Origin of the sequence: Bradyrhizobium mercantei (genome assembly GCF_001982635.1) — a bacterium.
GTDB lineage: Bacteria > Pseudomonadota > Alphaproteobacteria > Rhizobiales > Xanthobacteraceae > Bradyrhizobium > Bradyrhizobium mercantei.
Window position 1 is genome coordinate 506,806 of sequence record NZ_MKFI01000004.1, and the last position, 17,508, is coordinate 524,313.

13 protein-coding genes are annotated in these 17,508 nt (G+C 66.0%); 2 read left to right on the plus strand and 11 right to left on the minus strand.

All coding sequences use genetic code 11. The features are described 5' to 3' along the window. Positions 1–75 precede the first annotated feature (75 nt). The 6 genes from BI327_RS20505 to BI327_RS20530 form a co-directional block, all read right to left on the minus strand. Positions 76–1,044 carry an ABC transporter ATP-binding protein gene (locus BI327_RS20505; RefSeq protein WP_076862590.1) on the minus strand — a complete coding sequence of 323 codons (969 nt, stop codon included), beginning with the start codon at positions 1,042–1,044 and terminating at the stop codon, positions 76–78. Then, positions 1,041–2,027 (minus strand): ABC transporter ATP-binding protein, encoded by a 987-nt coding sequence (locus BI327_RS20510; RefSeq protein ID WP_076862591.1) that lies wholly within the window; start codon positions 2,025–2,027, stop codon positions 1,041–1,043. Before BI327_RS20510 ends, BI327_RS20505 begins: the two co-directional genes overlap by 4 nt. Further along, on the minus strand, positions 2,024–2,893 hold the full coding sequence (locus tag BI327_RS20515) for an ABC transporter permease (protein ID WP_076862592.1): 870 nt from the start codon (positions 2,891–2,893) through the stop codon (positions 2,024–2,026). Before BI327_RS20515 ends, BI327_RS20510 begins: the two co-directional genes overlap by 4 nt. Further along, positions 2,880–3,830: an ABC transporter permease gene (locus BI327_RS20520; protein ID WP_076862593.1), complete on the minus strand. Its 951-nt coding sequence runs from the start codon at positions 3,828–3,830 to the stop codon at positions 2,880–2,882. Before BI327_RS20520 ends, BI327_RS20515 begins: the two co-directional genes overlap by 14 nt. A 6-nt stretch (positions 3,831–3,836) precedes the next feature. Beyond that, positions 3,837–5,378, minus strand: a complete 1,542-nt coding sequence (locus BI327_RS20525; protein ID WP_076862594.1) for an ABC transporter substrate-binding protein — start codon at positions 5,376–5,378, stop codon at positions 3,837–3,839. Positions 5,379–5,495: 117 nt separating this feature from the next. Further along, complete coding sequence (locus BI327_RS20530; protein WP_076862595.1) at positions 5,496–6,728, minus strand: CaiB/BaiF CoA transferase family protein; 1,233 nt, start codon at positions 6,726–6,728, stop codon at positions 5,496–5,498. Between the two features lie 153 nt (positions 6,729–6,881). On the opposite strand from BI327_RS20530, the gene glgA reads away from it, so the two are divergent. Both glgA and BI327_RS20540 read left to right on the plus strand, forming a co-directional pair. Next, positions 6,882–8,309 (plus strand): glycogen synthase GlgA, encoded by a 1,428-nt coding sequence (gene glgA / locus BI327_RS20535; RefSeq protein WP_076863111.1) that lies wholly within the window; start codon positions 6,882–6,884, stop codon positions 8,307–8,309. A 181-nt stretch (positions 8,310–8,490) separates the two neighbouring features. After that, positions 8,491–9,549 carry a class I SAM-dependent methyltransferase gene (locus tag BI327_RS20540; RefSeq protein WP_076862596.1) on the plus strand — a complete coding sequence of 353 codons (1,059 nt, stop codon included), beginning with the start codon at positions 8,491–8,493 and terminating at the stop codon, positions 9,547–9,549. A gap of 91 nt (positions 9,550–9,640) precedes the next feature. Here the strand turns inward: BI327_RS20540 and BI327_RS20545 are convergent, their stop codons facing one another. The 5 genes from BI327_RS20545 to BI327_RS20565 all read right to left on the minus strand — a co-directional run bounded on the left by BI327_RS20545 (position 9,641) and on the right by BI327_RS20565 (position 17,474). After that, a complete protein-coding gene (locus BI327_RS20545; protein WP_076862597.1) occupies positions 9,641–11,266 on the minus strand; it encodes a L,D-transpeptidase in 1,626 nt (541 codons plus the stop codon). Positions 11,267–11,500: 234 nt separating this feature from the next. After that, the gene (locus BI327_RS20550; RefSeq protein WP_076862598.1) at positions 11,501–12,748 is read right to left on the minus strand and encodes an MFS transporter; all 1,248 of its coding nucleotides are present in this window, start codon (positions 12,746–12,748) and stop codon (positions 11,501–11,503) included. A 79-nt stretch (positions 12,749–12,827) separates the two neighbouring features. Beyond that, positions 12,828–13,361 carry a PRC-barrel domain-containing protein gene (locus BI327_RS20555; RefSeq protein WP_076862599.1) on the minus strand — a complete coding sequence of 178 codons (534 nt, stop codon included), beginning with the start codon at positions 13,359–13,361 and terminating at the stop codon, positions 12,828–12,830. A gap of 70 nt (positions 13,362–13,431) precedes the next feature. Then, positions 13,432–15,633, minus strand: a complete 2,202-nt coding sequence (locus tag BI327_RS20560) for an amylo-alpha-1,6-glucosidase (RefSeq protein ID WP_076862600.1) — start codon at positions 15,631–15,633, stop codon at positions 13,432–13,434. Positions 15,634–15,710: 77 nt separating this feature from the next. Next, positions 15,711–17,474, minus strand: coding sequence for an ABC transporter ATP-binding protein (locus BI327_RS20565; RefSeq protein WP_076862601.1), 1,764 nt, complete (start codon positions 17,472–17,474; stop codon positions 15,711–15,713). Positions 17,475–17,508 lie beyond the last annotated feature (34 nt).

Genomic DNA, 17,508 nt, shown 5'->3' on the forward strand with positions numbered 1-17,508 from the left:
GCCTGCCCGCGCGGGACAAACGGATCGCGACCCCATTTCGAGCAAGCCGCCATGCAGCTCGCTCGAAGCGTCTATTCAGACCAGCGGATGATGGCAAGCCGCGAACTGGCCGGGCGCAACCACGCGCAGTTCCGGCACCTCGCTGGCGCAGCGCGCATCGGCCCGCGGGCAGCGGGTGCGGAAGCGGCAGCCCGACGGCGGCGCGATCGGCGACGGCGGCTCGCCGACCGGCACGCTCTGGGTCGGGCGGACATCCGGATCGGGCACCGGGATCGCCTCGATGAGCAGCGCGGTATAGGGATGCGCCGGCCGTGCGAACAGCTGCTCCGACGGGCCGACCTCGCAGAGCCGGCCGAGATACATCACCGCGACGCGATCCGAGACCGCCTTCACCACGGCGAGGTCGTGGGCAATGAACAGCAAGGTCAGGCCGTAACGCGCCTTCATCTCCTCCAGCAGGTTAAGGATCTGGGCACGAATAGAAACGTCGAGCGCGGATACCGGCTCGTCGCAGATCACGAATTCCGGATTGAGCACCAGCGAGCGGGCAATGCAGATGCGCTGGCACTGTCCGCCGGAGAATTCATGCGGCAGGCGTCCGCTCACCAGCGCCGGATCGAGGCCGACCGCCGACAGCACCTCGGTTACACGCCGCTTGCGTTCTTCGGGATCCTTGACGCCCGCGATCACCAGCGGCTCGGCGACGATATCGCCGATCCGTCGCCGCGGATTGAGCGAGGCGATCGGATCCTGGAAGATCAACTGCACGCGCCGGCGCATCTGGCGCAGCGCCTCGCCCTTCAGGGTGGTGAGATCGTGGCCGTCGAACAGCACCTTGCCGGAGACGGCCTGACGCAATTGCAGCACGGCGCGGCCGAGCGTCGACTTGCCGCAGCCGGATTCGCCGACCAGCCCCAGCGTCTCGCCGCGCGCGATTTCGAGGCTGACGTCGGAGACGGCATGAATGGTCTTGCCGCCCACCGAATATTCGACGACGAGGTTTTCCACTTTCATCAGCGGATTGGGTGCGGCCTGCAACATCATGCGCCGACCCTCGCGGCGATCGGATGGAAGCAGGCATAGAGATGCTCCGGCGTCTCCGCCGTGCTGAGCTGCGGCTTCTCCGTGCCGCAGCGCTCGGCAGAGTAGCGGCAGCGCGGCGAGAATGAGCAGCCCTTGAGCGGCCGGGTCGGATCCGGCGGCCGCCCTGATATCGCCGGCAGCGGCGTATGCGGCGCGACGTCGAGTTTCGGCAGCGCGGCGAGCAGCGCCTCGGTGTAGGGCATCCGCATCTGCTTGAACAAGGCCGGCGTCGGCGCGCGCTCGACGACGCGCCCCGCATACATCACCGCGACCTCGTCGGTGCGGCCGGCGACGACGCCGAGGTCATGCGTGATGATGATCATCGCCATATGACGGCGCTGCTGCTCCCGCGCCAGGAGATCGAGGATCTGCGCCTGGATCGTGACGTCGAGCGCGGTGGTCGGCTCGTCCGCGATCAGGAGCTGCGGCTCGCAGGACAGCGCCACCGCGATCGCGACGCGCTGGCGCATGCCACCGGAGAGCTGGTGCGGATATTGCGCCAGCCGCTGCTCGGGTGCGGGAATGCCGACCGCCGCCAGGAGCTCGATGCTGCGCTGCCTGGCCTGGGCGAGATCGAGCTCGAGATGTTCCTGAATGGTCTCGATCAGCTGGGTGCCGATGGTCAGCACCGGATTGAGCGAGGTCATGGGATCCTGGAACACGACCGCAAGCGAGCGGCCGCGCAGCTTGCGCAACTTCTCCGCCGGCAGTCTCGTCAGATCCTGCCCGTCGAACATCACGCGACCGGACAGTTTCGCCTTCTTGGGCAGCAGTTGCAGGATCGCGCGCGACAGCATGGTCTTGCCGCAACCGGACTCGCCGACAATGCCGAGCGTCCTGCCGGCACCGACGGCGAGATCGACATGATCCACCGCCCGCAGATTGCCGCGCGGCGTCGGCAGGTCGACCACCGCGTTCTCGACTGACAGCAGCGCACTGCTCATAGCGCACCCTGCCTGGGATCGGTCAGCGCGCGCATGGTGTCGCCGATCAGGTTGAACGCGAGCACGGTGAGGAACATCGCGGCCGCCGGAATGAAGGCGAGGCGCGGCGCCACGTCGAGGCTCTCCCGCCCCTCCCCGATCATGCTGCCCCAGCTCGAGATCGGCGGCGGCACGCCGAGGCCGAGGAAGGACAGCGATCCTTCGACCACGATGGTGACGGCGACGCCGAGCAGGAAGAAGGCAAGCAGCGGCAGCAGCACATTGGGCAGCAGCTCACGCAGCAGGATGCGGGTATGCGTGGCGCCGAGCGCCTGTGCCGCGATGACGAATTCGCGCCGCGCCAGCGTCAGCGTCGCCGCCCGCGCCACCCGCATGAAGGCGGGAATGCCGAGCACGCCGAGAATGCAGGTCAAATTGAAGATCGACTGGCCGAGATAGGCGGTGACCGCCAGCGCCAGGATCAGCGGCGGGAATGCCAGCAGCACATCCATGCTGCCGACCACGATGGATTCGAAGCGGCCGCGGAAATAGCCGGCGAGCATGCCGAGCGCGCCGCCGATCGTGACCCCGATCATCGGCGCGCAGAGGCCGACGATCAGCGAGATCCGCGCGCCATAGATCAGCCGCGACAGCTCGTCACGGCCGAGACCGTCGGTGCCGAGCCAATGCTCGGCGGAGAACGTTCCGCGCCGTTCCAGCATGTCCATGTCGGTCGGACTCGGCAGCGGCAACAGGTCGGCAAGGATCGCGACCGCAAATACCACGACCGTCCATCCGACCGCGAGCCAGAACAGCGTGCCAATCCGGCGCTTGCGCCGCGCCGGTGCGGCACTGCTCTCGTCGAGGCTGAGCTCAAGCGTGGCCATGGCGGATCCTCGGATCGAGTAAGGCGTAGAGCAGATCGACGATGAAGTTCATGATGACGAAACCCGCGCCGACCAGCAGCACCACGCCCTGCAGGATGATGAGGTCGCGGGTCAGGATCGCGCCGACCAGCAGACGGCCGATGCCGGGCAGCGCGAAGATCGTCTCGACGATCACGGCGCCGCCGATCAGGCGGCCGATATTGATGCCGGTGATGGTGACGAGGGTCAGCGACGACGGCTTCAGCGCATGCACGAACAGGATACGCGACGGCTTCAGGCCCTTTGCCTTGGCGAGCGCGATATAGTCCTCCTGAAGTGCAGCGATCATGTCGGAGCGCAGCACCCGCATGATGCCCGGCCACTCCGCAAGCCCGAGCGTCAACGCCGGCAGCACCATGAAGCGCAGATTGGCGAGCGGATCCTCGGTGAACGGCACATAGCCGGTCGCCGGCAGCCAGCGCAGCTCGACCGCGAACAGATAGATCAAGAGGATCGCGGACAGGAAGGTCGGCACCGACAGCATGCCGAACGCCGAGCCGGTCATGAGGCGGTCGAACGCGCTGCCGGCCTTGGCCGCGCAGGCGATCGCAAGCGGCACGCCGATCGCAAGCCCGATCAGCTCGGCCAGGATCATCAGCTCGAACGAGATCGGGACGCGTTCGCTGACGGCCTGCAGCACGGTCTGCCCGGTGCGGAAGGATCGTCCGAAGTCACCCTGCACGATGTGCCAGAGCCAGCCGAGATAGCGCAGCCAGATCGGCTGATCGAGCCCCAGGTCGTGACGCAGCGCCGCGACATTCTCCGGCGTCGCCTGGTCGCCGAGGATCACGTAAGCCAGATCGCCGGGCAGCAGCGAGGCGATCACGAAGGTCAACACCGAAACCGCGATCAGCACCGGCACCAGGTACAGGAGCCGGCGCGCGACGAAGAACAGCATGAAAGGCTATTCCTTCCAGGCGTAGGAGACGTCGAGCACCCCGTTGAACATCTTTGGCACGCCCTTCACCTTCACGCTCGACATTGCGTAGTAGGTGTTCTGGAAGGTCCAGAACCAGATCGCCTCCTTGTTGATCAGGCGGCTGATCGCGCAATAGTCGTCGGTACGCTGGGCGACGTCGGCGGTGGTCCGTGCATGCTCCAGCAACCGGTCAAGCTCCGGGTTGGAATAGTTCGCCAGCGCCACCGGACTGCCGGTGTGGAAATTGGCGTACATCTGCGGATCGGGATCGGCGAGATCGACGATGCGCCACGGCGTGAGCTGGAACTGGCGCATAAAGGCGCGCGGCGGAATGGTCGCCTGATCGACCTGCTCGATCTCCATATTGGCGCCGATGCGTTTCCAGAACTGTTGCAACACCTGACCGCCGGTGCGACCGCGCGGCGTCGCCGTGACCAGCATCTTGAACTCGACCGGCTTGCCGTAGTCCTTGATCAGCGCCTTGGCCTTCTCGACATCGTAGGGCAACGCGCCGTCATCCTTGCACTTCACCCAGGAGCCGTCGCCATAGGGATTGCTGGCCGGCCGCGCCAGACCATTGGTGATCGCTTGCGACATCTTCTGGCGGTCGAGCGCCATTACCAGCGCCTGGCGCACGCGCACGTCGTCGAAAGGTGGGACCTTGGTGTTGAAGGCGGCGACTGAGGCCCCCGAGCCCTGATAGGTATGCACGGTCAGACTCGGGTCCTTGCGCGCCTTGAGAATGTTGTCCGCGTCTGCCTCGTCGTCCCAGATGATGTCGGCCTCGCCGGATTGCAGCGAGGCGAAGCGCGACTGCGCGTCAGGCAGCGGCTTCAGGATGATGCGATCGAGATAGGGCTTGCCCTTGTCCCAGTAATCCGGGTTCTTCTCCAGCACCATGCGGTCGCCGGCGGTCCAGGATTTCAGGATGTAGGGACCGGTGCCGACCGGGTTGCGGTTGTAGTCGTCGCCCTTGGTCTTCCACGCCGTCGGCGACTGCATCACATTGTTGGAGCTCTGGATCGACTGCGTCGCCGGAAAGTTCACCGCCGGGTCGCTGAAATTGTAGCGCACCGTGAGATCATCGATGACGTCCACGCTCTTGATGCTGGTAATGTAGAACGCGCAGCGGCACTTGTTGGCCGGATCCTTCTGGCGGTCGAAGTTCTCCTTCACCGCCTGCGCATTGAACGGCGTGCCGTCGTGGAATTTGACGCCGGGCCGCAGCTTGATGTTCCAGGTCTTGAAGTCTTCGGAATGCTCCCAGGACAATGCGAGCTTCGGCTTCGGCTCGCCCTTGTCGTCAAGCGTCATCAACGTGTCGAAGATCGCGGCCGCCGCGGTGTTGGCCGAGGTGTCGTAGACGCCGACCTTGAGCGGGTCGAAGCCCGGTATGTCCAGCTCCTGGCCGACAGTCAGCGTACCGCCCGGCTTCTGCGCATGAGCTGGTGCAGCAAATGCCGCCGCACCAAATCCCGCCACAAGAAATATGCGCGCAACTGCGTGCGCGCGCCCGACCAAATTCATCCGTGCTCCCTCCCAAGTGGGCGACGTCCGGTGTTCCGGATCGTCGTATGTCGGGCGGCAGCTTGTCCGGAATCGCCGCGCGCGACAAGACCGTAATACGGATGAAAAGCCGCAGGCTTAACTGCTCACGGTTTTCGCCGGTTGCGCTGCGAAGCCTGCGATCTGGTCGTCGGAGAGGCCGATCTCCTTCAGGTAGGACAGCGTGTGCTCGCCGAGCGTCGACATCCGCTTTCGCGCCCCGACGGTTGCACCGGACATGCGGAACGGCAGGTTGAGCACCTTGAAGCTGCCGCCGCCGTCCGCGACCTCGGCCAGCGCGCCGCGATGGGCGATTTGCGGATCGGCGAGCGCCTCGCGCACGGTGCGGTAGGCCGACGACGGCACGCCATATTCATTGAGTGCAGCAAGACAGGCCTGCGTGCTGACCGCGCGCGACCACGCCTCGACGCCTTCCATCAAGGCTGCCCAATTGTCCCGCCGATCGGAATATCTGGCGAAGCGCGGATCGGACACCCATTCCGGACGGCCGATCACCTGCATCAGGTTCTGGAACGTCTTTTCGCTCGCGATCGCCACCATCACGTAGCCGTCGGTGGTCCCGATCGGGCCGAACATCGGGCGCTGCGGCGGCTTCACCTCGAACTGAGCGCCCTGCACTTCGTTCAGGGTCAGGCTCAGCATCGATTCCAGCATCGAGACGTCGATATGCTGGCCCTCGCCGCAGGCACTGCGCTGATAGAGCGCCGCCGAGATCGCGCCGAAGGCGTAGACGCCGGTCAGCACATCGGCGTGATAGATGCCGCAATAGTCCGGGCGCGAGCGGCCCGGCTGGTAGGCGAGATGCGCCATCTCGTAGCCCGAGGCGGCATGGATCACCGGCGCATAGGCCGGCAATTCCGCCGACGGGCCGGTCTGGCCGTAGCCGGAGATCGAGCAAAAGATCAGCTTCGGATTGATGTCGCGGATCGAGGCATAATCGAGCTTGAGCCGCCGCATCACGCCGGGGCGGAAATTCTCCACCAGCACGTCGGCGGTCGCGATCAGCCGGCGTACGGCTTCGACGCCGGCCGGCGACTTCAGGTCGAGCACCAGACTGTTCTTGCCGATATTGAGCTGGCCGAACGCCGTCGAGCAGTTGTTGCGCACCGGCGGCCGCGTCCGCATCGTCTCACCTTCGGCCGGCTCGATCTTGATCACCTCGGCGCCCATGTCGGCGAGCATCCGCGTGCAATGAGGTCCGGCGATCGTGGTCGAAAAATCCAGCACGCGAAGGCCGTCGAAGCTCCGTGTCAAATTCCCCTCATCGTCAGCGGCTATTGTCGTCGGCAAGGCTTCCTCCACCTTCGTCATTGGTTGTTCGGCGTCGCGTGACCCTAAAGTGAGCCGTCCCGACAGGAAAGCGTCTCGTCCAGACCGGGAGCGCGGGCCGTCTTGCATTTTACTCAAAGGCAGATTGGACCCGATCTTGCATAGCCTTGTCATGGGCTGGAACGAGGGCGCTTGTTGAAGGTCTTATTCGTCACGACGGAGATGGACGATTTCGTCCGCGTGGGCGGGCTCGGTGCCGTTTCCGCAGCACTTCCCCGGGCGCTCCGCGCCTGGAGCGACGTCAGGATCATGCTTCCCGGTTACCGGGATGTGGTCGAGCAGTTCACGCATATTGAAATCGTTGGGCAATGCGCGGCTCTTGCCGAGATGCCGGGCTGCACGCTCGGCCGCGCATCGACCAAGGACGGGCTGCCCGTCTACGTACTGCTGTGTCCGCAGCTCTACGATCGGCCCGGCAATCCCTACGGCGATGAGTCCGGCCGCGACTGGCCCGACAACGACATCCGCTTCGGCCGCTTTGCCTCCGCCGCTGCCGAACTTGCAGCCGGAACGCTGGACAAGAATTGGGCAGCCGACCTCGTTCACGCCAACGACTGGCAGGCCGCGCTCACACCGGCCTACCTCGCATGGCGCAACGCGCCGATCCCGTCGATCCTGACTATCCACAATCTCGCCTATCAGGGCCTGTTTCCGAAGGACTCGCTGCGACGGATCGGCGCACCGGAAAGCTCCTTCCACATCGACGGGCTGGAGTTCTACGACAAGCTCTCGTTCCTCAAGGGCGGCCTCGTCTACGCCTCGCACCTGACCACGGTCAGCGCGACCTATGCGAAGGAGATCACCACGGCCGAGCTCGGCTGCGGGCTGGAGGGCCTGTTGCGCGTCCGCTCCGAGGCCGACCAGTTGACCGGCATCCTGAACGGCATCGACGAAAGCTGGGACCCGCGCCATTGCGCGCTGCTCGCGCAGCCGTTCGGCGCCGGCGACTGGAAGGGCAAGCAGGCCAACGCCGATTATGTCCGCCGCCAGTTCGGGCTCGCGGTCTCGCGCGGACCGATCTTCGGCCTGGTCGCACGGCTCGTGCATCAGAAGGGCGTCGACCTCGTGCTGTCGGCCGCCGACGAGATCATCAGGGATGGCGGGCAGATCGTCGTCACTGGCAGTGGCGAGCCCGCGATCGAGGACGCCCTGGTGGCCGCGCACCGGCGCCGGCCCGACGCGATCGGCGTCATCATCGGCTTCAACGATGCACAGGCGCGCCGGATCTTCGCCGGCAGCGATTTCACCCTGATGCCGTCGCGCTTCGAGCCTTGCGGCCTCAGCCAGATGTATGCGCAGCGCTTCGGCTCGCTGCCGATCGGGCACCAGACCGGCGGGCTTGCGGAGACCATCGCCGACGGCGAGACCGGCTTCCTGTTCTCGCAGCCATCGGCGGAATCCTTCCTCGGCGGCGTCAGGCGCGCGTTCGACGCCTATCGCGCCAAGGATCGCCTCAACGCCATGCGCGCCAGCGCGATGGCCAAGTCCTACAGCTGGGACCTGTCGGCCGCCTGCTACAGCGCGCTGTACAAGAAGCTCATCCTGCCGCGCGCGGCGGCTTAGGCCGCCTGCCTCGCAGGGTTGTGAAGCCCGACCGCCGTGGGATCCCAGCGGACCAGTAACAATCGGGTCATTGCGCCGAACCTTTCATGCGATCACGTCGCCCCACGAGTGGACGACGACGCATGCGTGAAATTGCGAATGATGGACTTTTGGCCAAACGCGATTGCGATGGAGAAACATCATGGACGTGAACGAGGAACGTCTCAATTCATTCATGGGAAAGATGATCGGCGATGTCGGCGCGGCGATGAACGCCTCGCTGATGCTGCTGGGAGACAAGCTTGGGCTCTACAGGGCTCTCGCGCAGCAAGGACCGATGGACGCCGCGGCCCTTGCCAAGGCGACCGGAACCGCCGGCCGCTACGTTCAGGAGTGGCTCTCGGCGCAGGCAGCTTCCGGCTACATCGAATATGACAGCAAGTCCGGAAAGTTCTCGATGCTGCCCGAGCAGGCGCTTGCGCTTGCCGACGAGGACAGCCCGGTGTTTCTCGGCGCCGTGGGAAGCCTGGTCGGCGCGACCTTTCTCGACGAGCCGAAGATCACCGACGCATTCAAGACCGGCAAGGGCGTCGGCTGGAACAAGCGCAGCGAGTGCCTGTTCTGCGGCACCGCCCGCTTCTTCCGCACCAGCTACAAGCACTATCTGGTCCAGGAATGGCTGCCCGCGCTCGAGGGCGTCGTCGACAAGCTGAAGAAGGGCGCCGTCGTCGCCGATGTCGGTTGCGGCCACGGCGTCTCGACGCGGTTGATGGCGGAGGCATTTCCGAAATCAACCTTCTACGGCTTCGACTATCACGACGGCTCGATCCAGGCAGCGCGGCTGTCCGCGAGGGAGGCAGGGCTGTCGGACCGCGTCCATTTCCAGACGCACTCGGCCAAGGACTTCCCCGCCAACAAATATGACCTGGTGTGCTTCTTCGATTGCCTGCACGACATGGGAGACCCGGTCGGCGCCCTCAAGCACACCCGCTCCACCCTCGCCGACGACGGCACCTGCCTGTTGATCGAGCCGTTCGCCAACGACCGGCTGGAGGACAACCTCAATCCGATCGGGCGGGTCTATTACGCCGCCTCGACGATGATCTGCACGCCGGCCTCGCTGGACCAGGAGGTCGGGCTCGCGCTCGGCGCGCAGGCCGGCGAGACCAGGTTGCGCGAAGTCGCGCGCCAGGGCGGCTTCTCACGGTTCCGCCGCGCGGCGGAAACGCCGTTCAACCTGATCCTGGAAGCGCGCCCGTAATAGCACCACGCAATTGGGCAGCGGCATCACGCCGCCGCCCAATACTGTGTTGCTGGTCGGTGATTTCGTCGGCAGCTACGCGGCCAGCGCGCTACCAGTCCTGCGATTGCCAATAGTACTGGCCGCCGCCGCGCCGGCGCGGATTGGCGGCTTGCGGATTGCCGTAATACGGGGTGCCGTACTGGGTCGGCGCTTGCGGATTGCCGTATTGGGGATAGCCGTATTGGGTGCCCGACTGCGGATTCCAGCTGCGCTGCGAGAAGAAGCCGAAGCCGTCGTCCCCGCTCGCAACCGGGTAATCCTCATCCATCGGCCGCGGTGTCGGCTTGCGCGTGATGAAACCGCCCTGGGGCTGGTTGCTCAGCACCGCAACGAACTCGGTCCGATAGTTGGTCTCGGCGCTCAGCGGCTCGTCCGAGATGATGATCGATGAGCGCGGCACGGCGGTCGGCGCAATGCGATCCAGCACGTCCTGCGGGATGGTCACGCGGTCGAGCGCGTCCTTGGCGTTATCGCCGTCGTCGATCGTCACCTCGGTCCAGCGCAGCCCGGCGTCGCTCTTCGCCATCGCCGAATAGATGTGCGTGCCGATCGGCTTGTCCGGATCGCGGATGGTGACGGGAACCTCGATGCTCGAGTCGAACACCTCGCCCCCGTCAGCCCATGGCTTATGCGTGTTGCGGCGCACGTAGAGCTTCTGCGTGGCGCGGCTGATGTAGACCGAGACCGGCTCGAGCGCGAGTTTCGCCTCGGTCGCCGCCTTCTGGGTATCGGCCTTCTTGGTCTCGGCCGCCTTGGCAGCATCCTTTGCGGCCGCTGCCGCATCGAGCTTCGGCTTGGCGTCGCCCTGGGCTGCCTCGTATTGCGTGGTCGCTTCCGCCGCCTTGGCAACCGCCTTCTGCTTCAGGTCCTCGGCGCGCGCCTTGGCCTGGTCGGTCTTGGCATTGGCGAGCGTCTTGTCGGCCAACGCAACCGCAGCGTCGGCACGGGTCTTGATCTGTTGCAGTTTGCGCAGCGACGCCGGCGTGAACAGTGCGGCCTCCTTGGTCGCGGCCGCGGAGGCCTTCTTGGCCTCGTCGGCCACCTTGGCGGCATCCGCCGCCTCGCGCGAGAGCTTTTCAGCGCGCGCCGGAGCAGCCGCGATGGCCTCAGCATTCGGCACGAACAGGGCCGGATGGGTGAAATCGACCGGGGCCGCGTCGTTCGGCGCGATGATCACCCGCATCCCGATACGCGTCTTGTCGAACAGCTTCTCGGCGAAGTCATAGGGCATCCGCACGCAGCCGTGGGAGGCGGCATATCCCGGCAACGGCCCGCCATGCAGCGCGATACCGTTCCAGGTGATGCGCTGCATGTTCGGCATCCAGGCATCGTCGTACATGGTCGAGTGATGGTCCTTGTCCTTCTCGACCAGCGCAAAGATGCCGGCCGGGGTCTCGCGTCCCTTGACGCCGCTCGACACCGGCGCGCGGTAAATCCAGCCGTCGGCGTCGTAGAAGGTCACCTTCTGGGCGCTGATCGACACGATCGCCATGATCGGCTCACCCGCGGTGCGCGGCGCCGTCGCCTCGACGGTGGCCGCGGGACGCTGCTGCTTCGCCGCGGCGCTGCCGGTCGGTGACGCGAGTGTGACCATCGTCGCGAAAGTCACAAAGGCGGGAAGTCCCCAACGCCGCATCGCTCCGGTGGTCTGCGCCGTCGTCGTTCGATTTCTCATGCCATTCCTCGGTCGAAATGCCTGCCCGCGCTGCGTCGATCCGTACCAGAGCACGATTTTGGTTTAATTAACCGCTGCCGGCATCGGCGCGTTCCAACAGCAAATCACTCATATGTTCACTCATATATGACGCCGCATGCATGAGGAAGGGTGCCGCACGGCCAAAACCGGCCGATCGCCGCCGATTCCGCAGCTTTGGGGGTAGCGGCCTGCGGCCGCGGTCGCGCTTCGCTGTCATGCGGTCCGCCGCGTCTCCGGCATCACCAGCCAGATCACGAACAACCCGAGCGCGGCGACGCCGGCGAGGCCCATGAAGGCGGTGCTGCTGCCGAGCTTGTCGCTGACATAGCCGGCCAGCACCGTGCTGAGCGACGCGCCGATACCGACCGCGGTGCCGACAATGCCTTGCGCCAGGTTGAAATGGCCGCTGCCGAACGCAACGTCGGCCACGATCAGCGGCACCATCACGCTGAAGATCGCCGCCGTGATGCCGTCGAAGATCTGCACCATGACCAGCAGATAGGGATCGCGCACCGTCGCGAACAACAGCCCGCGGATCACCAGCGAGGCGAAGGCCAGCAGGAGCAATGGCCGCCGGCCGATAATTTGGGCCTTGCGGCCGACCGACGGCGAGCACAGCGCGACGATCGCCTGCGGCACAATGATGCAGGCCGCGATCAGCACCGGCGCCCATTGGCTCGAGCGCGTGGTGACCACGCCCGCCATCAACGGCAGCATCGCGGCATTGGCGAGCTGGAACAGCATCATCGCGCCGGCGAAGATCAGCAGCGGCCGCTGCCGCACCAAGGTGACGACGCTGGTGGCGCGCTTGTCGGGAACCTCGCGTTTCACCTCGCCATGGGCCTGCGCGATGTCGATCTCGCGTTCGCGGATCCGCGCCAGCGACAGCAGCGTCGGGATCGCCAGGATGAAGGTGACGAGGAACACCGAGCGGCTCGACAAAAAATAGCCGCAGGCGCCCATCAGCGCCGCGGCCGAGCCGCTGCCGAGCGAGGCGAAACGCGCATTGCGGCCGAGCCGCTCGCCGATCGCAAGCGGCCCGACCAGGCCGAGGCTGATCGCGGCGATCGCAGGTCCCAGCACGCAGCTTGCGAGCGCATGCAGGGTGGCGGCGAGCGTCACCACGGGCAGGATCGGCCACAGCGCGTAGGCCAGCGCGCTGGCGCCGATGGCGGCCACCGCACAACCCGCGACGACCCGCTCCGAGCGCGCCGCATCGACGATCGCGCCGCCCGGCATCTGGCCGAGCAGGCCGATGATGCCGCCGATCGAGAGCACGAAGCCGATCTCGACCTGGGTCCATTTCTGGGTCGTCAGATAGACCGCGATGAACGGGCCGAATCCGGTCTGTACATCGGCCAGGAAGAAAATGAACCAGTCGAGCCCGCGCTGGCTTTCGCGCGACGGCGCGCGCGGCTGCTCCGGCCTCTGTTGATCGGGGACACGTGGCACAATCTTCATGCCGCCGGCTGATCGCTCGCCACGATCGTCGCCAACCGTCTCGAAGGAAGAGTTCGGACGCGCGACCAGCTTCAGCCCCCTAATGTTCGTAATCCCATGGGTGGAGATTGCCGGCCGCGCCCAGCACGATCAGCGGCGTATCTTCCTTGTATTCAGGCGCAGCGCTCACCTGCTGCTTGTTGAGGTCCAGCGTGATGCTGTCGCTCTTGCTGGAAACGCCGGCAAAACGCAGCGCGTTCCAATCGACCACGATCTTGCGGCTGCCGACGCCGAGAAAGCCGCCGAAATCGATCACCGCGGCGCGCACCTTGCCGTCGCGGTCGACGATGACGTCGACGATGCGCCCCATGTCCTCATTGGCGGAACTGCGCACGTCGCGCCCGAGAATGCCGTGCGCGTCGCGCGCGCCGATCACGGTCACCGACGGCGGCGGCGACGGCTCCTTGGCCTGCTCCTTCGGCGCCGCGGCCGGTGGCGCCGGAGCGGCTGGCGACGCCTGTGCTGCTGGCGGCGGTGATGGTGCCGGCGCCGGCGATGCGTCATCGGCGGCCCGGACACCAGCGCATGTCAGCAGCACCGCTGCGACCAGTATGACGATGACCCTCGAACGCATGTTACTCTCCCCACGATTTCCTTAGGCTGCGCGGCGGCCTGCGACGACGCTCCACGCCGCGCGACGACACTTAATGCGTCAGCACGATCGACACCTGGATCTGGCCGCGCGTGCGCAACACTTCGAGCGACACCTCGTCGCCGTGACGGCGCAGCCGCAGATCGACGCTGGACGCGCCGAGCCTGAGATCGCGCAGCACCACGTCGTTGAGGAATTCCGGCAGCCGCGGATCGCGCAGCCGGATCTCGCCGCGCGCGGTGTCGAATTCCAGGCCGAGCGCAGCCTCCAGCAGCGTGAACGGCGTCGCGCTTGCCCAGGCCTGCGGGGCGCAGGCCACGGGATAGAGCACCGGACCGCGCCGGCGTTCGCGACGAAAGCCGCAGAACAGCTCCGGCAGCCGCCGCAGCTCCATATAGCTTGCGGCGTCGAACAGCCCCTTGAACAGATGCGCGACCGAATGCTTGAGGCCGTAGCGCGCAAATCCAAGTGCGATCAGCGCATTGTCGTGCGGCCAGATCGAGCCGTCGTGATAGGACATCGGGTTGTAGCGCGCTTCGCCCACGGCGACGGTGCGGATGCCCCAGCCCGAGAAGAATTTCTGGCTCATCAGATCGGCGGCAACCCGCCGCGCGCGATCCTCCCGCACCATGCCGGAGAACAATGTCTGTCCGGCATTCGACGTGCGCACCTTGCACGGCCGCTTGGCGCCGTCGAGCGCGACCGCGTAGGTGCCGAGCTCCTCGCACCAGAACGCCTGCTCGAACCGCGCGCGCAGCCGCTCGGCCTCGGCGTCGAGCTTTGCAGCCTTATCCGCAAAGCCGAGCTGGCGCGCCGTGCGCGCGGCAAGCTGCTTGCCGGCGAACACGTAGCCCTGCACTTCCGCCAGCGCGATATTGCCCTCGGCGAGCGTTCCGTCGGCGTGGAAGATGGCGTCGAAGGAGTCCTTCCAGCCCTGATTGCGAAGCCCCTCGTCGGTGGCGCGCTGGTATTCGACGAAACCGTCGCGGTCGGGATCGCCCGGACCGTCGATCCATTGCAATCCCGCCTCGACCGCGGGCCACAGCTCGCGCAACGTCTCGACGTCGCCGGTGCGCTCGAGATAGAGCCCGGCGAGCAGCACGAACAGCGGGGTCGAATCGACGCTGCCGTAATAATGCGCGAACGGCACCTCGCGCAGCGCGGCCATCTCGCCGCCGCGCATCTCGTGCAGGATCTTGCCCGGCGCGGCATCGTTCAGCGGATCGACCGTCTTGGCCTGGAACAGCGCCAGCCGCTTCAGCACGCCCTGGGCGATCCGCGGGTCGACCCACAGCATCTGCAGCGCGGTGATCAGCCCGTCGCGACCGAACGTCGTCGAGTACCAGGGAATGCCGGCATAGGGATAGCGGCCCTGCGGCGTCTCGGTCATCAGCATGTTGAGGTCGGCCATCGCCTGGCACAGCACCTCGTTGAAGATGTTGTTGGAGGTCTCGATCGAGGCCGCGCCGGCCGACGAATTCCGCATCTCGCGGCGATGCGCCAAGAGCCCGCGAAAGAACGGCACCGGCTTCTGCATGATCGGCTTGTTGCAGGAGACCGCGACGAACAGCGACGTGACCTGCGCCGGCTCGAGCTCGAAATGATAGGTCGCCGCGTTGACCGACAACCGGGTCGGCCGCGGATCGAAATGCAGTGCGGTGATCCGCGTCTGCTCGTCGAGGCCGCAATATTCCAGCACGACGTCGGTCGGGCCGAGCAGCTTGCTCGAGCCGATGCCGCGCCGCGGCCGCCGCTCGCCGCGCACCTCGAACAAATCGGCAAAGTCATTGTCGAACAGCAGCGTGAGATCGAAGCTTGCAGCATGATCGCCGTGATTCTGCAGGCCGATGCGCTGATAGAAGGTGCCGCGCCACAGGAAGATCGAGCGCACGATGTGCAGCGTGTCTTTCTGCAGGGTCAGACGGTCGTCGCGATAGACGTCGGAATTGGTGAGATCGACCGTCAGCGCCGAATTGTCGTCGCGCATGTTGGAGCCGAGCAGCAGCGGCTGCACGTCCTCCAGCACCATCTCAAGCCGCGCCAGGTAGCGCGTGTCGGCGTTGAACAGGCCGTCCGGCCCACCGGCCGAGGCGCCGATATCGCCATGGCTGTCGAGCACGATGAAGGTGTCGTCATGCTTGAGCGAGCGCCGCGGCCGCGCCGCGGGCCCGGTCATCGGAATGTAGAACGGCGATTCGGCGACGTGCTCAGTGATGCGAGCAGTGATGATCTGCGTAACGACGTCAGCTGCCATCTGAACCTCTGGCGACTTTGCTTACTCGGCCCGAACGAACGCACCGGAAACGCAAGGATACGCTTGATGACGCGGGGTCAGGCCGCGCTGGTGGAGAGGCGGCCCATTTCGCGCGCGACCAGGTCGCGGTAGGGACCCCTTCCCTTCACCAGGATATCCGGCGGACCGTCCTCGACGATCCGGCCGCCCTGCAGCACGACCACGCGATCGAAGCTGCGCAGCGTCGCGAGGCGATGCGCGATCGCGACCACCGTACGCCCGCGCATCAGGCGCGACAACGCCTCGCGGATCGCCTCCTCGGATTCCGCATCGAGTGCCGCGGTGGCCTCGTCGAGCAGCAGGATCGGCGCATCCTTGAGGAAGGCGCGCGCGATCGCAATGCGCTGGCGCTGGCCGCCCGAAACCTTGACACCACGATCGCCGACGATGGTGTTCATGCCTTCGGGCAGGCTTTCGATGAAGTCGCAGCGCGCCGCGATCGCCGCCCGCAGCACTTCGTCGTCGGTGGCGTCCGGCCGGCCGTAGCGGATGTTCTCGAGGATCGAACGGTGGAACAGCGAGATGTCCTGCGGCACCACCGAGATCGCCGCGCGCAGGCTCTGCTGGGTGACGCGCGAGATGTCCTGGCCGTCGACCGAGATGTTGCCCTGCTCGACGTCGTAGAAGCGCTGCAGAAGGGTAAACAGTGTTGACTTGCCGCCGCCGGATTGCCCGACCAGGCCGACCCGCTGGCCGGGCTGGATGCGCAAGCTGAAGCGCTCGAACACCTGGAGGCCGCCGGGATAGCGGAACGAGACGTTGTTGAAGGCGATCGCCGCGCCGCTCTTCACCAGCGCCTCGGCCTCCGGATGGTCCTTCAGCTCATGCGGCTGCAACAGCGTCGCCAGGGCCTCGGTGAGGCGAGCGACATGTTGGGTGACGTCGACCAGCGCAACCGCGAGATCGCGGGTGGCGCTCAGGATCGAGATGCCGAGCGTGCAGACCAGCACGACGTCGCCGGTGGTGGCCTGGCCCTGCTGCCAGAGCGAGAGCGCCCAGGCCAGCATCGCGATCGTCAGGATCACGGTCACGCCGGCGTGAACGAGGCGGAGCTTTTCGAGATAGCGCAGGGAACGGCCGCGCGCGACGAGTTCCCGATTGACGGTCGCGTCGAAACGGTCGTGCTCGTAGCCGAGGCCGCAGAACGCGCGCACCAGGGGCAGGTTGTTGATGACGTCGACCATTTCGCCGTCGACGGCAGCTGCCCGGTTGGCGAAATCGTCGTGCAGCGGCCGGCCGGCAGCGGCCATGCGGAACATCGCCACCACCATGGTTCCCGCAATCAGGATCAGCACTGCTGACATTGTCACGCTGACGGTTCCAACCAGCGTGATCGCCGCGAAGGTGGCGATGCAGGGCGGCAACACGTTCCATACGAACATGTTCTCGACGGTGAACACCGCGTTCGACGTCGCCGTGATCCGGCTGGTCAGCATGCCCGGCAGCCGGTCCGTGAAATAGCTCGGCGCGTGGCCGGTGAGATGGCGGAACATGTCGCGGCGAAGGTCGCCGGTGACGCTCACAAAGGTGTAGCTCGCGGTCCAGCTCGCGATCCGCCACATGAAGTTGTCGGCTGCGATCAGCGACATGAGCAGAGCGAATGCCAGCCATACGCCATTCGCGGCCGACGGCCCCGCCGACAGGGCGTCGACCAGATTCTTCACGCCGTACTGCGTGCCCACCGAGCAGGCAACCGCCGCGCCGACGGCCGACAAGATTACAACATGCGACGGAAGCCGCCGGCGCAGATAGCGCAGCACAAAGGGAAAGGGACGGTGCGCGTATCCTGACAGATGGTCCATGACGTCCTGCAAAGCTGTTGAAGGTGAACGAGAA

What these genes read in the sequence shown, in the direction of transcription:
- BI327_RS20505 (WP_076862590.1), bottom strand. Translation starts at nt 1,044, where the DNA reads ATGATGTTGCAGGCCGCACCCAATCCGCTGATGAAAGTGGAAAACCTC.
- BI327_RS20510 (WP_076862591.1), bottom strand. Translation starts at nt 2,027, where the DNA reads ATGAGCAGTGCGCTGCTGTCAGTCGAGAACGCGGTGGTCGACCTGCCG.
- BI327_RS20515 (WP_076862592.1), bottom strand. Translation starts at nt 2,893, where the DNA reads ATGGCCACGCTTGAGCTCAGCCTCGACGAGAGCAGTGCCGCACCGGCG.
- BI327_RS20520 (WP_076862593.1), bottom strand. Translation starts at nt 3,830, where the DNA reads ATGCTGTTCTTCGTCGCGCGCCGGCTCCTGTACCTGGTGCCGGTGCTG.
- BI327_RS20525 (WP_076862594.1), bottom strand. Translation starts at nt 5,378, where the DNA reads ATGAATTTGGTCGGGCGCGCGCACGCAGTTGCGCGCATATTTCTTGTG.
- BI327_RS20530 (WP_076862595.1), bottom strand. Translation starts at nt 6,728, where the DNA reads ATGACGAAGGTGGAGGAAGCCTTGCCGACGACAATAGCCGCTGACGAT.
- BI327_RS20540 (WP_076862596.1), top strand. Translation starts at nt 8,491, where the DNA reads ATGGACGTGAACGAGGAACGTCTCAATTCATTCATGGGAAAGATGATC.
- BI327_RS20545 (WP_076862597.1), bottom strand. Translation starts at nt 11,266, where the DNA reads ATGAGAAATCGAACGACGACGGCGCAGACCACCGGAGCGATGCGGCGT.
- BI327_RS20550 (WP_076862598.1), bottom strand. Translation starts at nt 12,748, where the DNA reads ATGAAGATTGTGCCACGTGTCCCCGATCAACAGAGGCCGGAGCAGCCG.
- BI327_RS20555 (WP_076862599.1), bottom strand. Translation starts at nt 13,361, where the DNA reads ATGCGTTCGAGGGTCATCGTCATACTGGTCGCAGCGGTGCTGCTGACA.
- BI327_RS20560 (WP_076862600.1), bottom strand. Translation starts at nt 15,633, where the DNA reads ATGGCAGCTGACGTCGTTACGCAGATCATCACTGCTCGCATCACTGAG.
- BI327_RS20565 (WP_076862601.1), bottom strand. Translation starts at nt 17,474, where the DNA reads ATGGACCATCTGTCAGGATACGCGCACCGTCCCTTTCCCTTTGTGCTG.